Raw genomic sequence first — 14,363 nt, 5'->3', positions numbered from 1 at the left:
GTATTCGGATACCGGATAGTATATGGGGAAAAATTAATGTCAAAGATTATAACCCAAATATTTGTCGTGATAAATGCAGCTATCATGATGTGTGTCATTATTATAATTTAAGACGAAAAATGACATTTACAAATGGTATTATTGTTTGTAATCAAGATTTATTAGCTATCAATATGAAGAAAAGATCTGACTATAGAACACAGCTTATGAATGAAAATTTAAGTCTAATAGTTATAGATGAAGTACATAATTTAGAGAGCAGAGTAAGATCTTCGGTTACAGAATCCATATCACTGCATGGACTAAAACAATCTTTATATGGAGCAAGTAAAGCTGTTAGTTTGGCAGATAGAAATTTTTTAAATGAAATTAAAAATGCCGATAGATTGATTGATGCTGTTTTTTTATCTCTACAACATCAAATGAATGAACAAGATAAAGTAGCCAAATGTAGAGGACAGGAGATTGATAGGTATTATGTTAAAAAAATAGACTCTAATTTCAGAAAACTTGAAAGATTACTTGCAGATATTCAATTCAAAGCATCAATGGCATTTGGAGATTTTGTTGGAGATAGAAACAGAAGAAATTTTGACGCTGAAATAGAAGCATTGGAAGATGATGTTGAATTTTTAAAATCGTTAAATAGGAGCGAAAGTGAGGATATTTTCTGGATCGAAAGAGTAAAAAAGGAAGTTAAAGGGATTAAACTTTATAAGTGTCCAAAAGAAGTCGATAAGATTACTAAGAGAATCTTGTTTCATGATCAAGAAATTACAACAATACTAACCTCCGCAACGATTACAAGTGGGAAAAATAGTGATTATAAAGAAAATTATAAATATTTTATTAAGAATACTGGTTTTTCAGCAGAAGCAGGAAAAATTTGTGAACCCAAAGAATCACCATTTAATTATGATGAACATGCTATGATCTATTATACAGAACATTTGCCACATCCGTCGAAGGAGAGGGAAGCGTTTATTGAAGAAGGTGTAAAAGAAATAATTAAGTTACTGCAAATAAGTAATGGAAAGGCACTTATTCTATTTACAGCCAAAACAGATATGAAGGAAGTGTTTGATAGACTTTCAAAGGAAGATTTATCGTTTGAATTAATGATATCAAAGGGCAATTCAAAGCAGGCGGAAATACTTAATAAGTTTAGGACAAATATAAATTCGGTATTGTTTGGAACGGGTAGTTTTTGGGAAGGGATTAATATTGAAGGAGTATCACTTTCACATGTTATTATATTTAAATTACCTTTTCCGGTAAGAGAGCCTATAGTAGATTATGAATGTTCTATTTGCGATGATGGGTTAATGGAAGTCTTAGTGCCTGAAATGGTTATTAAATTAAAACAGGGAATTGGAAGATTGATTCGAAGTGAAACTGATAAAGGAATAGTCTCAATTATTGATTCAAGAGTAGGAGAAAGTTCTAGTTCGAGGTATAAAGAAATTATATGGAATTCACTTCCGATAAAAAATAGATCTAATAAAATAGAGGTTTTAAAGCATTTTTATGATAATATAGTATCATAAGGTGAATAATTGCATCTGAACAAAGAATTAGAGGCAAGTATAATTTATTTATATCTTTTTCGAAAATCATATGGTATAATAAAATTGGAAAAGTGTTGACTAATGCAATGAGGTGTGATAAAATGTCAAATTCTAATTGAGGAGATAATAATGGCTAAGAAGTTTTATGCAGTTAAAGTAGGAAAAACTCCTGGAATCTATGCATCTTGGACAGAATGCCAAAATCAAATAAATGGATATTCGGGTGCTGTATATAAAGGATTTGCTATGAAAGAAGAAGCAGAGGCATTTCTAAAAGGTGAAGTACTAGAAAAAAAACTAATTGAACAGCAGAAATCTGAGGCTATTGCATATGTAGATGGAAGCTATGATTCATCTTCAAATTCCTTTTCATATGGAATGGTTTTTATATATGAAGGAAAGGAATTGCATTTATCAAATAGATATGACGATTCCGATTTGGCAGAGATGAATAATGTGGCAGGTGAAATAAAAGGTGCAGAAGCTGCCATGCAATATTGTTTGGAAAATAATATAGATAGTGTTACAATATATCATGATTATGAAGGAATAGCCAAATGGTGCAATGGTGAATGGAAGGCAAAAAAGGCTGGAACTATTGCATACGCTAATTATTATAAAGAAGTTAGTCAAAAGATTAAAATTTTATTTATGAAAGTCAAGGCACATTCTGGAGATAAATATAATGAAATTGCAGATCAATTGGCGAAGAATGCATTAGGAATAAAAAGTATAGATAGTATACTTGTGGAGGAAAAACAGGTGGCTAAGAAGAAGGGCATTTATATTGACAGAGAAAAAATTGTAGATATGATTATTGCTGCTGGAACTAGACAATGGAGTAACTTTACTGCTAGTGAATTAACTCAGGTAGGTAACGCATTCAGATGCGTAATGACAGCAGAAGGAAAGACTGCAATGTTAAATATTTACTTTAATAATGATAGAACAACTACTATTACTCCTACAGGAAATAATGTAGAGATATCTAGTACCATAAAGACTTTGATTGAGTCAGAATGTTCATTTTCAAGTGAAACTCAAGGAAAAACATATTCAATTAAAAAATTACCAAAAGAATGGTCAGAAAAAATTGTTGCATATCTTACTTCGTTAGATGGAGTTACAGTTGAGCATCATGATGTGGAAAATATACCATTACATAGTACATATGTTTTTACAAGCAAAATAGGCGATAGATTAACGGTCAATATTTATAAAACGGGTACAGTGACATTACAAGGTAAGCCGGCATATTTATATAGCGAAGCAATTTCTTTTCTTTCCTATTGTAATGATATATCAGTAGATGATATAGTAGATAGCATTAATAGTTTCCATAATGTAAATGTTAAGACCAGTGAGGTTAGGAACGAAATGGAAACACTGCTTCCGAGGGCATATGGAAATGTTGATGAGATGATTTTGAAATTACTTTCTCCGTCAATATCTTTGCGAAAGGTTAATATAGATTTGGAAGATTATTCTTGCTATGCATTTCCAGCCTTAAGAGCGTTGGAAGGTTATATTAAATATTTGTTTGGTTTAAAGAATGTTACGATTGGGAATACTTTCTATAAGATATATAATGAAGATACTCTGTGCCCTGATGTAGCGATACAAATTGCTGATAATGATTATCAGACGGAATTGGAAAGGTTATATGTATATTTTAAGGGAAATAGACATGTTATTTTTCACACAGACCAAATATTAATTGGAACAACAATTTTGGAAGACAAACATGAAGCGGATGAGATAATAAATACTGTACTCAATTTGATTGAAAATTCATATACGAATATAAATAAGTGATGATGAGAAAGGAGGTTCGTTATGAAGAATAACTTTGAAATTTTGAAACTGAATAATGAACCATACGATTTCCTTATTATTGCGACATCTTATGAAAATCCATTAAGTTCTATTAAGGAAATAGAAGAAGAAATTAAGATTGAAAAAGCTAATTTGCTTTTTGACTTAACCCTTATTAATGGCGTGAAGAAAAACAGATATATTAGGTGTGAGTTTGAAGCAGGGAGAAACCAGTTACAGTCCTGCTCATTAGTCGACAGTATTGATGAAGCGATAAGGAAACTCAGTTATGAATATTTTAAGGAAAATGAAGATATAGTTCAAAAAAGTATACTGCCAAATTCGCTTAAATACTTATTAAAGGCAGGAATGGTGTAGATTGTTATAGCCTGAGGCCCATAAATTGGATAGATGATTTAGGGGCTTTCATTATTGGAAAATTAATGTTTAGATTGATAGATAGAAAATAAAATAAGAATAACAAAGCCTCCAAGTCGAAAATTTGGAGGCTTTATTCTGCTCATTTATAAAGAAACACTTATTATTTTATTGTAAATGTGGCAGATAAAACAAGTGGGTTTCAAGAGCTGTATTAAATGCATAGCCATAGTACTCAGTAGAATGAAAATCTACTGAATATTGTGGAACAAAATAAAAGAATGATAATCCTTTGTAGAGAATATAGAATCAATAAAAGAGCCAGAGTTGCAGAAAAAAGAGGATGTTTTCCGAGTAAATTCATGTGAATTTTCTATACGACAAAGTGACAAGAATAATCCTTCCCTAAATAACATTTTCAAGATGATATGAGTTTATTCCTAATAAATATAAGGTTACATTCTTGTATTTTCTGACGACAAAAGTATATTTATGTGGTAAAATATAGAAAAACTTAGAGAGGGGGATGATTGTGGAAGATAATCGTAGAGAGTTTTCTGATAACGAAAAAATGTTACTCTATAATGAAGTTAATGGCAGATGTCCAATTTGTGGTGGAGTGTTAGTTTACAGAAAAAACGGAAAAATAAATAAATCTTTTGAAGTTGCACATATATATCCAGCGAATCCGAGGTCAGAAGAAAAAGAACTGTTAAAAGATGTGGAAAGATTGAGCGAGGACGTTAACGATTTAAAAAACGTTATTGCCGTATGTCGAGTTTGTCATAAAAAATTTGACACGCCAAGGACGGTGGATGAATATCGCACATGGGTACGTTTAAAAAGAAAGTTAATTCAAGATGCTGAATTAAAAGATACCTATGCTATGTTTCATGTTGAGGCAGAGATTGCAAAAGTTTTAGAAAGTTTAAATGGTGTTGATATAGATGAGGAACTTGTTCCATTAAGCTATGAATCTCTAAAAATAGATCAAAAATCTAATGATACATTACCCTATGTAATTAAAAGGTCAATAAAAAGAGATGTTGTTGATTATTTTGATTATATTCACCGACTATTTATAGAGATGGATCAGATTACACCGTATAAGTTTGATACCCTGGCATCTCAAATTAAAGGTTTTTACTATAAATGTATGCAGATTAATCCGAGCCAAGAAAATGTTTATGCAACCTTAGTTGATTGGTTAAATGAAAAAACCAGCGATTATTCTAAGCGGGCTTGTGAAATAGTAATAGCATATTTTATCCAGGATTGTGAGGTGTTTTCATGATACTTCCAAATAAGCTGATTAAATTTCAAGATAGTATTCTTGCAAAAACAGTGTATGTTCTAGATGAGGTTAGTAAAAATAGCATAAGTATTAGCGAACTCTATTGCAAAATTAAAGAGCATTTTGAAGACATAAATCAATTTATATTAACATTAGATGTGCTTTTTACGCTTGAAAAAATAAACTATAATGAGGAAGTGCAGGTGATAGAATATGTTGAAACAGATATACTGTGAAAAATTTCTACAAAAAGAAGTGATATTTAATAGTGGGTTAAATGCAGTGGTTGGAGATAATATAGCATCAAATTCTATCGGTAAATCAACTATGTTAATGATTATCGACTTTGTTTTTGGAGGAGAAGATTATATAAAGAAAAATCATGATACAGTGGATCAATTGGGTCATCATGAATTTAAATTCATTTTTGAGTTTAATGAAAAGAGGTATTTTTTTATTAGAAGTACTAGTGAATATAAATTTTTATCAAAGTGTAATGAAAAATTTGAAATTATTAGCACAGATAAAGTTGAAAACTTTACAGTTTGGTTACAAGAACAATATTCATGCCAATTAGCTGACTTATCCTTTAGAAGTATTGTTGGAAGATATTTTAGAATTTATGGCAAAGAGAATCTTAATGAAAGAAAGCCTATACAATATTTTGAAAAAGAAACAGCAGCTATGTCTATAGCAGCATTATTGAAGCAGTTTGATAAATATAAAGTTTTAAAAGCATTTGAAGAACAAATAGAAACATTAAAAAGTGAAAAAGTAACTTTGGTAGATGCCGCAAAAAAGAATTTAATACCACATGTAGTTACAAAAGCATTGTTTGGAAAAAATGAAAAAAAGATTATTGAACTCACAGAACAATTGGAAATGTTAAAGAAAGATATTGTGACTGCTTCTACAGACATTGAGGCTCTTGTAACAAAGGAAATTTTGAAACTTAAACGTGAGAAGAGTGCACTTATTGCTAAAAAGAATGGTTTAGAAAGTAGATTGATTCGGACACAAACCAATCTTAAAAATAAGAATATAAATATTCAAACAGAATTAAATCAATTTGTACATTATTTTCCTGATTTTAATATTGAACGTGTTCAAGCAATTGATGGGTTTCATAAGACAATAACGGAAATATTAAAAATTGAGCTACAAGAAGCTGAAAAAGATTTAAAAGCTCAGATGAATGAAATAGAAAAGCAAATTCATTTGATTGATAACGAAATTGAAGAAAAGCTTTCTGTTAAAAATGCTCCTAAATTTGCAATAGATAAAATTGTGGAATTGGTTGCAGAAATCAAGCAATTAAACGATGAAAATGGGTATTATACTAAGAAAAATAGTATTGAAGAAAATATAACGACTGCAATTAAAAATCTAGATATCCTAAAAGAACAAGTTTTAGATGAGATATGTAATCAAATTAATGTTAAGATGTATGAACTAAATAAGGAAATTTATTCAGATGGTCGTAGAGCGCCAACATTAAATATACATGGAAATAAGTATACATTTAATACTTATGGAGATACTGGTACTGGCACAGCGTTTGCTAATCTTATTACGTTTGACTTGGCATTGCTTGAATTGACATGCTTACCAGCAATTATACATGATCTTCCATTATTGAAAAATATTGAAAATCTTGCTTTAGAAAATATAATTCATTTATATAGTAAAAGTGAAAAGCAAATATTCATTGCAATAGACAAACTTAATTCATACAATGAAAAAGCAGCTAATTTAATTGAAAAGAATAAAGTATTGCAGCTGTCAAAAGAAAAAGTTTTATTTATTAAGAACTGGAAAAAGACTGAGGTAATATAAACCAGATTATAAAAAGGAAATTAGGAAAGGGCTTTGATATATAAGATGAAATAGTATGAAGCAAAAAGAGTAAATGGTTAGAATAATGCCTCCAAGTCAAAATGATTGGGGGCATTATTCTGCTCATTTGGATGACAAATATTCATATTATAATTTAAGAATCTGTGGTAAAATAGTCGATGAGAGAAAAGTTACCATAGAAAAGTGAGCAGAGCATAAATCAACAGGAACATTCTAAGTTCTATTTTTAAACAAATCTTATTTTTCTATAGCAGCAATATGCCATTCTATAAGCTGCACGTTAGGGCAGTTTGCATCAATTTTTTAATCCCGATTTATGACGTGTTGTCGGGAGTGTGTATCCAATTAGCACGCTCGTGGAATGTTGAGTCAGTTGTTCTGCTGTCTAGGACCGAAGGGACGCCGAGAGCAGATTACAAATGACTCATGCGATAGCTGTCCAAGAAGCCGAGCCGAAGGCGAAGGATGATTGGAAACAGCGGACCGCTGAGTGCGTGGTGTTGATGTCAAGGGAAGAAATAGGGTGTGGTTGAGGCTTTGATAAATAGAGGGGGGTCAGATACTAGGTGAAGACCAAGGCTGTTTTGCCTAGGAAACTGGTATTTGGAACTATTTATTGTTTGAGAGAATATGCTAAAAATAGTTATTATATAAATATTATCCTATAAAATTCTCGGAAGCTTTTCTTGTGGAACCTGTGAGAAACTGGTATAGTTAAATTTAAATAGAAAACTAAATTTTCAATTAAATGTATAATTTTAGTGTATGGAGGGGAGCTATGGATAGACCTGATTTATTTGAACACATGGCATATGACTCACTAATTCATCTAAGGAGTTATCACCCAGCGTGGCGTCTTATGGCTGCTCGCAACGCTCCTTTTGTAGTATCATTTTTGTATAGGGAATTTGTATCAGAGAATAAAAGAGAGATTCCTGAAAATGTACTTATAAATCATCTTGAAATTTATATGGAAATGATTCCAAATATACGAGAGAATAATAAAACTGCACATGAATATTTAGTTGAATGGGCAGATGATAGTTATAGTTGGTTAAGAAGATTTTATCCGATTAATAGCGATGAAATCCATTATGATTTAACGTCTACAGCTCAAAAAGCAATTGAATGGATTATGGATCTTAAACAAAATAATTTCATTGGTACAGAATCACGTCTAATACTTGTATTTGAATTATTACATCAAATTACTGAACAGTCTCAGACAGATCCAGAAATCAGAATACAAGAACTTGAACGTCAAAAAGCGGAGCTAGAGAAGGAAATTGATCGTGCAAAGTTAGGTGAAATCAGAGTCCTTGATTCTACACAAATAAAAGAAAGATTTATGCAGGCAATGTCAATGTCACGTGAAATATTGGCAGATTTTCGAGCGGTTGAACAGAATCTCCGCGATCTAAATCGAAGTATGAGAGAAAAAATTGCTAAGTGGGACAAGGGGAAAGGTGAGTTGATTGGCAGTTATTTTTCTGACCAAAGCATTATTTATAAGTCGGAACAAGGGCAAAGTTTTCAAGCTTTTTTTGAATTTCTTATGTCTAGAACAGCACAAGAAGATTTAGAGAATACTATAGATTATCTACAAACCTTAGAACCAATCAAAGAGACAATAAAACGTAGTGGGCTTGATAGAATGTCTGATGATTGGCTTAAAGGCAGTAGCTATGTTTGGAATACTATAGAAGCTATGTCCGAACAGCTTAGAAGATATATAGACGAGAATTTTATTGAGGAAGAACGTAACATTAATAGGATTATAAAAGAGATAGAAATAAAGGCGATTTCTTTGGCGGGGAATATTCCTAAAGGGAATTTTATGACTATGGATAATATTGCTCCAACTATAAGTTTACCTTTTGATAGAGTGTTATTTACACCATCTAAAAAGATTAATCTTATTGATGAGGAAATTGCTTATGGCGAGCATATGGAATCGGATGAAGCATTATATACACATATATCAGTGAATAAAGAAGAATTGATTTCACGTATTGATATACTAATACAAAATGAAAAGCAGGTAACACTTGCAAGGGTAATAGAAAAATATCCACTAAAATATGGTTTAACTGAATTACTGACATATCTTATGCTTGAATATAACAAGAGAGTTTATGCAGAGAATAAGAATGTTGTGGATTCTATTGCCTGGATTAATGAAGAGAATGAAATAGTGAAGGTTGATTTACCAAGGATAGTCTATTATAGAAATGAGGGAGAATAGTAGTGGATAAAAACAATTTATCAATTTCGGTTTCGTTAGTAGCTTTACTTAAAGGTTCTGTAAACGAAACGACTCAACAAAAGCTTTGGAATGATATCGTGGAGAATCAAATGCAGATAGAAGATTATGTATCAAAAATAGGATTAACACTAATTATTCAAAGTCAGGATGGATATGCTTACTTAATGCAACGTAAATATGATAATGAGGAACAGGAAATACCTCGCCTTATCTCTAGACGTCAATTGAGTTTTGGAATAAGTCTTATGTTAGTTCTTTTGCGCAAAGAGCTTATAGAGATTAATAGAAATAGCAGTGATGAAAGATTTATCATTTCAAGGCAAGAAATTGAAGAAAAGGTTCGCCCTTATCTAAAAGATTCAACGGATGAGATAAAGTTGAAAAGAGAGGTTGAGTTTAATATTAGAAGAATAGTGGAAATGGGTTTTATGCGTTGTCTCAAAGACTCTGGTTCACAGTATGAAATACTACCAATAGTTCGTGGATTTGTTGATGCACAATGGCTTGAGGATTTTGACCACAAGCTACAGGAATATATGGACTATTATTCTATAAATACACAGCAGGGAGAAGAAGAAAATGAACTTGTTTGATTTCATAAACGGGATAAATCCAACAATTGACACAGATGTTGTTTCAGGAATTCGTTTGCATAATCTAGAGGTTTATAATTGGGGAACTTTTGATAAAGATGTTTGGAACTTTACTCTTAATGGGAATACTTCCTTGCTGACAGGAGATTCGGGAGCAGGCAAGTCTACTATAGTGGATGCCCTTACAACTTTGCTTGTACCTCCTCAAAAGATTGCCTATAATAAAGCAGCAGATGCTTCGGCCAAGGAGCGTAATACGAAATCCTATGTACTTGGCTATTATGGAAGAAAGTATGCTTTTGAAGGTAAGGGCAAACCAGAAGCATTGAGAGAAAGTAATAATTATTCTACGATACTTGCCACATTCAAAGATATGATACAAGAAGAGACCATAACGATTGCCATATTTTTTTGGTTTAAGGACAATGAAAGTATTCCATCAAAAATGTATGTTGTTTCTAAGAAAGAGTTGTTTGTTACCAAGGATTTTACAAGATTTAATTCTAGTGTAAAGACTCTTAAAGAGAATCTGAAAAAAAGCGGAGCAATGCTCTTTGATAATTACAAGTCTTATGCAGAGTGTTATAGAAGATTAATGGGAAATATAACGGAACAGGCTATAGAACTGTTTCAGCAAACAATTTCTATGAAAAAGGTCGAGGCACTTAATGATTTTGTTCGTGATAGTATGTTGGAAAAAGAAAATACGGAAGAGCAAATTGATAAGTTATTAAAACACTATCATAACCTAAATAGCTCATATGAAGCAGTAGTAAAAGCTAGAGAACAAATAGAAGTGCTGCAACCAATTAATATCCAAGGGTTAGAGCATTTCTCGAAAAAAAGTAAGCAATTTGAATTAGATAGAGCGAGAGCGTGTGTAGACATATGGTTTGCTTCAAGAAAAACAAGTATGATTTTAAAGAAAATAGAAATTACAGAAGCAGAACTTAATGAAGTAAAAAATAATATATCTGCTGAAGAGCAGCGACATATACAAATCAGGAAAGAGATTTTAGAAACTAAAAGTTCAATTGCACAAAATGGGGGAGCTGAAATTGAACGATTATCAAGAGAAATAGAGCATAAGAAAGAAGAACTTATTAGTAGAGAAAATGAGCTTTTAAAATATAATGGGTGGGCAAAGAACTTAAATTTAAATTCTGCAACATCTATTGAAATCTATAATGATAATGTAAATAAAATTCCTACATTATCAGAAAAATTTCAGGAGCAAAAAAGTGGTATACAGTCTAAATTGACAAAATCAGAGATGGAAATAGAAAAATATAAAGGGGAGAAGGAGAATATTGGAAAAGAGATAGGATCACTTCGTTTACGTAGCTCAAATATACAAAGTAATTTAATTGATATTAGAGAAAAACTTTGTCATACAATAAATGTAAATAAAGAACTCCTTCCTTTTGCGGGAGAACTTCTAGAGGTAAAAGAAAAGGATATAAAATGGGAGGGCGCAATAGAGCGATTGGTACATGGATTTGCCTTATCACTATTAGTACCTGAACAGTATTATGATGATGTGGCGTTATGGGTAGATAAACAGCCCCTTGGAGTAAAGCTTGTTTACTATAGAACAGGGAAAAAGTCTTTGTTAAGTGCCTTTGCACAAAAAAATGAGAATACTGTTGCCAGTAAACTAGATATTAAGACAGGCACTCTATTTACAGATTGGATTACTAATGAAGTAGAGGTTCGTTTTCCCCATATTTGTTGTGAAACGATGTTGGAGTTTAAAAGAGAAAGTAAGGCAATTACAATAAAAGGGCAAATAAAATCTAATATTCGTCATGAAAAGGATGATAGAAGTAGGCTTGACGATAGAGCTAGATATGTACTTGGTTTTTCAAACAAGAAAAAGATTGAAGTGCTAAGAGGGATATCAAATAATCTTGAAAAGAAATTAAAAGAGCTGCAATCTCTTAACGGCGAGATAAGAAAAGAGCAAGATAGAGTAGATTTACTCATATCTACGTTAGAGCATATCAGGCAGTGTGATGATTATAAGAAGTTAGATGTATATACGACAAGAAAAATGATAAATGAGTATGAAAGGAGAATATTAGAACTAGAAAACAGTAATAGTATTTTAGAAACACTCAGAAAACACTTAGAAACCCTTGAAGAAAAAGAAAGGAATACGAAAGACAAAGAGAATAAACTTCGGGAGAAACAAGGTGTTTTAAAGGATGAGCTAGTACGATATAGAAAGATAGAACAAGAAAATCAGGAGAAATTACGATTGGAGACAGAAGCGGATAGGTCGACGTATAATTTTCTTGCTCAAAATTTTACGGGCTTTCTTGGTAATGTTCATCTGACACTTGATAATGCAGAAACCTTAGAGAAGAAATACGGTAGGGAACTTACCTCTCAATGTGATAGCCTGCAAAATGAATTATCTTCACTTAAATCTGAAATAGAAAAGGCAATGGCAAGGTTTCGCAATAAGTATCCGGAAGAAAGTTTTGAAATGTCTGAAAATGTCCAATCTATACAAGAGTATGATGATTTGCTAAACCGTTTACAATATCATAATTTGCCGAAATATCAAGAAGACTTTAAACAGGAATTACAAGGTAAAATTATTCAGCATATATCTATGTTTAATGGAGTTTTATCTAGTTACAGAACAAATATTCGCAATAGAATAAAGGAAATAAATGAATCTCTACACTCTATAGATTACAATCTAGGTAGATATATTACAATTGTTTGTGAGGAGACTCCGGAGACAGATATCAAATATTTTCGTAATCAGCTAAAGGCTTGTACGGAGGGGATGGCAGCAGGTATTGAAGATAATGATCTTGCTGAAATCAAATTTACTCAGATAAAAGAAGTTATTGAACGTTTCAAGGGAAGACCACAATTTAGCGACATAGATAGGCGATGGACCAATAAGGTGACAGATGTTCGCAATTGGTTTGTATTTTCAGCATCAGAACGTTGGCGTGATAGTGATGAGGAATATGAGCATTACTCTGATTCAGATGGTAAATCAGGCGGACAAAAAGAAAAACTTGCATATACAATACTTGCGGCCAGTCTTGCATATAACTATCGACTTAATAGAGCTGAAAATGATGGTTCATCATTTAGATTAGTTGTAATTGATGAAGCGTTTTTGAAAAGTTCTGATGATTCTGCAAAATTTGGTTTAAAACTATTTGAGCAGATGAAGTTTCAGCTACTAGTTGTGACTCCTTTACTTAAAATATCCACGATAGAGCCTTTTATCTCCCATGTGGGATTTGTTACATATTCTGATATCACTCATAGGTCTACACTTAAGAATATTACAATGGAGGTCTACAGACAAAAACGTAAGGAATGGGAGGGGAATGAGCTTGTCAACATGGAGTAAACCAGATGATATTAAGAGAAAAATTGATTATAGATGGAAAAAAGGAGATATTTTAAGGCATTGCTTGCTTAAGGATGATTTATTTCCACTTGTAATAAAATTAGATGCACCTTCATATAAGGAGCTAAGTTTATATTTTTCTAATGTTATTATCTGGATAACGCAACTAAAAGAAAAAGAAAAATTAAAGAGAGGATATGGTTATGAGTTAATAGAAAAAGAAATAAATTATCGGACTATTGGAAAAAACTCAATACCTACCCATGCGCAAATCTCTTCGTTGGAAGATGCAATTAAGATTTTGCATAAACAGAGAGAAGTTGAATTGTTTATTTCAAATACCCATAATTTACTTCAAAGGTGGAAAGGTCTACAAGAATGGATATTACGATATCCGTTTAAATTAATCAAAAGTATAGGGAATGATTGTGATAAGTTTATAACTGTACTGGAATGGTTTGAGACACACCCAAATCATTATTTATATTTACGACAGCTTGATATACCAAGTATTGATACGAAGTTTATTGAAAATAATAAAACGGTTATAGGCGAATTACTTGAGATACTATTGCCTACGGAGCAAGTGAATATGTCTGCTAAAAACTTTGAAGAGAAATTCTATCTCAGACAAAAGCCTAAGATGATACGATTTAGAATCCTTGATAGCAGGTATACTTGGCAAGGGATTAGTGATCTCACGGTACCTATTGAAGAATTCTCTCAGTGGAGGCCAGGTTTTGAAAAGATATTTTTTACTGAAAATGAGATTAACTTTTTAAGTTTTCCAAAGGTCGAAAATTCTTGTATTATATTTGGGAAGGGTTATGGGGTGGAAATTTTCAAAATGGCTAAATGGATAGCTGATAAAAAGATATATTATTGGGGTGATATAGATACTCACGGATTTAATATTTTAAGTATTGCTAGAGGATTCCTACCAAATTTAAAATCATTTTTAATGACTGAGGAAATCCTGTTAGAACATAGAGAAATGTGGGTTAACGAAGAGAAACAACATTTATCAGAAATTGAAAATTTGACTTATGAAGAGAGCATCTTAGTATCTAAGCTGCAAAATGATTATTTTGGAAAAGGGATTCGATTAGAACAAGAACGAGTAGCCTTTGGATTTGTGGAGAAATTTATAGAGAATTTGATAAAATTTAATTAGAATTTTATTTTTTGTGACAGTAATGTACATTTC

General features: G+C 31.7%; 10 protein-coding genes. All 10 read left to right on the top strand.

Features of this window, described 5'->3' with window-relative positions:
- The first annotated feature begins 2 nt into the window (after nt 1-2).
- The 10 genes from CTY48_RS12155 (at nt 3) to CTY48_RS12110 (ending at nt 14,330) form a co-directional block, all read left to right on the top strand.
- Nucleotides 3-1,547, top strand: coding sequence for an ATP-dependent DNA helicase (locus CTY48_RS12155; RefSeq protein ID WP_328587823.1), 1,545 nt, complete (start codon nt 3-5; stop codon nt 1,545-1,547).
- 150 nt (nt 1,548-1,697) lie between these two features.
- On the top strand, nt 1,698-3,383 hold the full coding sequence (locus tag CTY48_RS20005) for a ribonuclease H1 domain-containing protein (RefSeq protein ID WP_099468749.1): 1,686 nt from the start codon (nt 1,698-1,700) through the stop codon (nt 3,381-3,383).
- Nucleotides 3,384-3,404: 21 nt separating this feature from the next.
- Nucleotides 3,405-3,761 (top strand): type II toxin-antitoxin system RnlB family antitoxin, encoded by a 357-nt coding sequence (locus tag CTY48_RS12145; protein WP_099468748.1) that lies wholly within the window; start codon nt 3,405-3,407, stop codon nt 3,759-3,761.
- A gap of 532 nt (nt 3,762-4,293) precedes the next feature.
- The gene (locus tag CTY48_RS12140; RefSeq protein ID WP_099468747.1) at nt 4,294-5,055 is read left to right on the top strand and encodes an ABC-three component system protein; all 762 of its coding nucleotides are present in this window, start codon (nt 4,294-4,296) and stop codon (nt 5,053-5,055) included.
- Nucleotides 5,052-5,291, top strand: coding sequence for an ABC-three component system middle component 7 (locus tag CTY48_RS12135; RefSeq protein WP_099468746.1), 240 nt, complete (start codon nt 5,052-5,054; stop codon nt 5,289-5,291). Before CTY48_RS12140 ends, CTY48_RS12135 begins: the two co-directional genes overlap by 4 nt.
- Nucleotides 5,269-6,891 carry a DUF2326 domain-containing protein gene (locus CTY48_RS12130; protein ID WP_099468745.1) on the top strand — a complete coding sequence of 541 codons (1,623 nt, stop codon included), beginning with the start codon at nt 5,269-5,271 and terminating at the stop codon, nt 6,889-6,891. Before CTY48_RS12135 ends, CTY48_RS12130 begins: the two co-directional genes overlap by 23 nt.
- Nucleotides 6,892-7,690: 799 nt before the next feature.
- Nucleotides 7,691-9,157 (top strand): DUF3375 domain-containing protein, encoded by a 1,467-nt coding sequence (locus tag CTY48_RS12125; protein WP_180272722.1) that lies wholly within the window; start codon nt 7,691-7,693, stop codon nt 9,155-9,157.
- Nucleotides 9,158-9,159: 2 nt separating this feature from the next.
- On the top strand, nt 9,160-9,771 hold the full coding sequence (locus tag CTY48_RS12120) for a DUF4194 domain-containing protein (protein WP_180272721.1): 612 nt from the start codon (nt 9,160-9,162) through the stop codon (nt 9,769-9,771).
- Nucleotides 9,758-13,156: an ATP-binding protein gene (locus CTY48_RS12115; RefSeq protein WP_099468742.1), complete on the top strand. Its 3,399-nt coding sequence runs from the start codon at nt 9,758-9,760 to the stop codon at nt 13,154-13,156. Before CTY48_RS12120 ends, CTY48_RS12115 begins: the two co-directional genes overlap by 14 nt.
- Nucleotides 13,140-14,330: a Wadjet anti-phage system protein JetD domain-containing protein gene (locus tag CTY48_RS12110; RefSeq protein WP_180272720.1), complete on the top strand. Its 1,191-nt coding sequence runs from the start codon at nt 13,140-13,142 to the stop codon at nt 14,328-14,330. Before CTY48_RS12115 ends, CTY48_RS12110 begins: the two co-directional genes overlap by 17 nt.
- Nucleotides 14,331-14,363: the final 33 nt, after the last annotated feature.

The organism is Konateibacter massiliensis, assembly GCF_900184995.1.
Taxonomy (GTDB): Bacteria; Bacillota; Clostridia; order Lachnospirales; family Lachnospiraceae; genus Lachnotalea; species Lachnotalea massiliensis.
Note: the sequence above shows the minus strand (reverse complement) of the source record. Positions and strands in the feature narration are given on the sequence as shown.

Bases quoted from the DNA above. Each gene is read 5' to 3' on its own strand.
- CTY48_RS20005 (WP_099468749.1), top strand. From the start codon at position 1,698: ATGGCTAAGAAGTTTTATGCAGTTAAAGTAGGAAAAACTCCTGGAATC.
- CTY48_RS12145 (WP_099468748.1), top strand. From the start codon at position 3,405: ATGAAGAATAACTTTGAAATTTTGAAACTGAATAATGAACCATACGAT.
- CTY48_RS12135 (WP_099468746.1), top strand. From the start codon at position 5,052: ATGATACTTCCAAATAAGCTGATTAAATTTCAAGATAGTATTCTTGCA.
- CTY48_RS12130 (WP_099468745.1), top strand. From the start codon at position 5,269: ATGTTGAAACAGATATACTGTGAAAAATTTCTACAAAAAGAAGTGATA.
- CTY48_RS12125 (WP_180272722.1), top strand. From the start codon at position 7,691: ATGGATAGACCTGATTTATTTGAACACATGGCATATGACTCACTAATT.
- CTY48_RS12115 (WP_099468742.1), top strand. From the start codon at position 9,758: ATGAACTTGTTTGATTTCATAAACGGGATAAATCCAACAATTGACACA.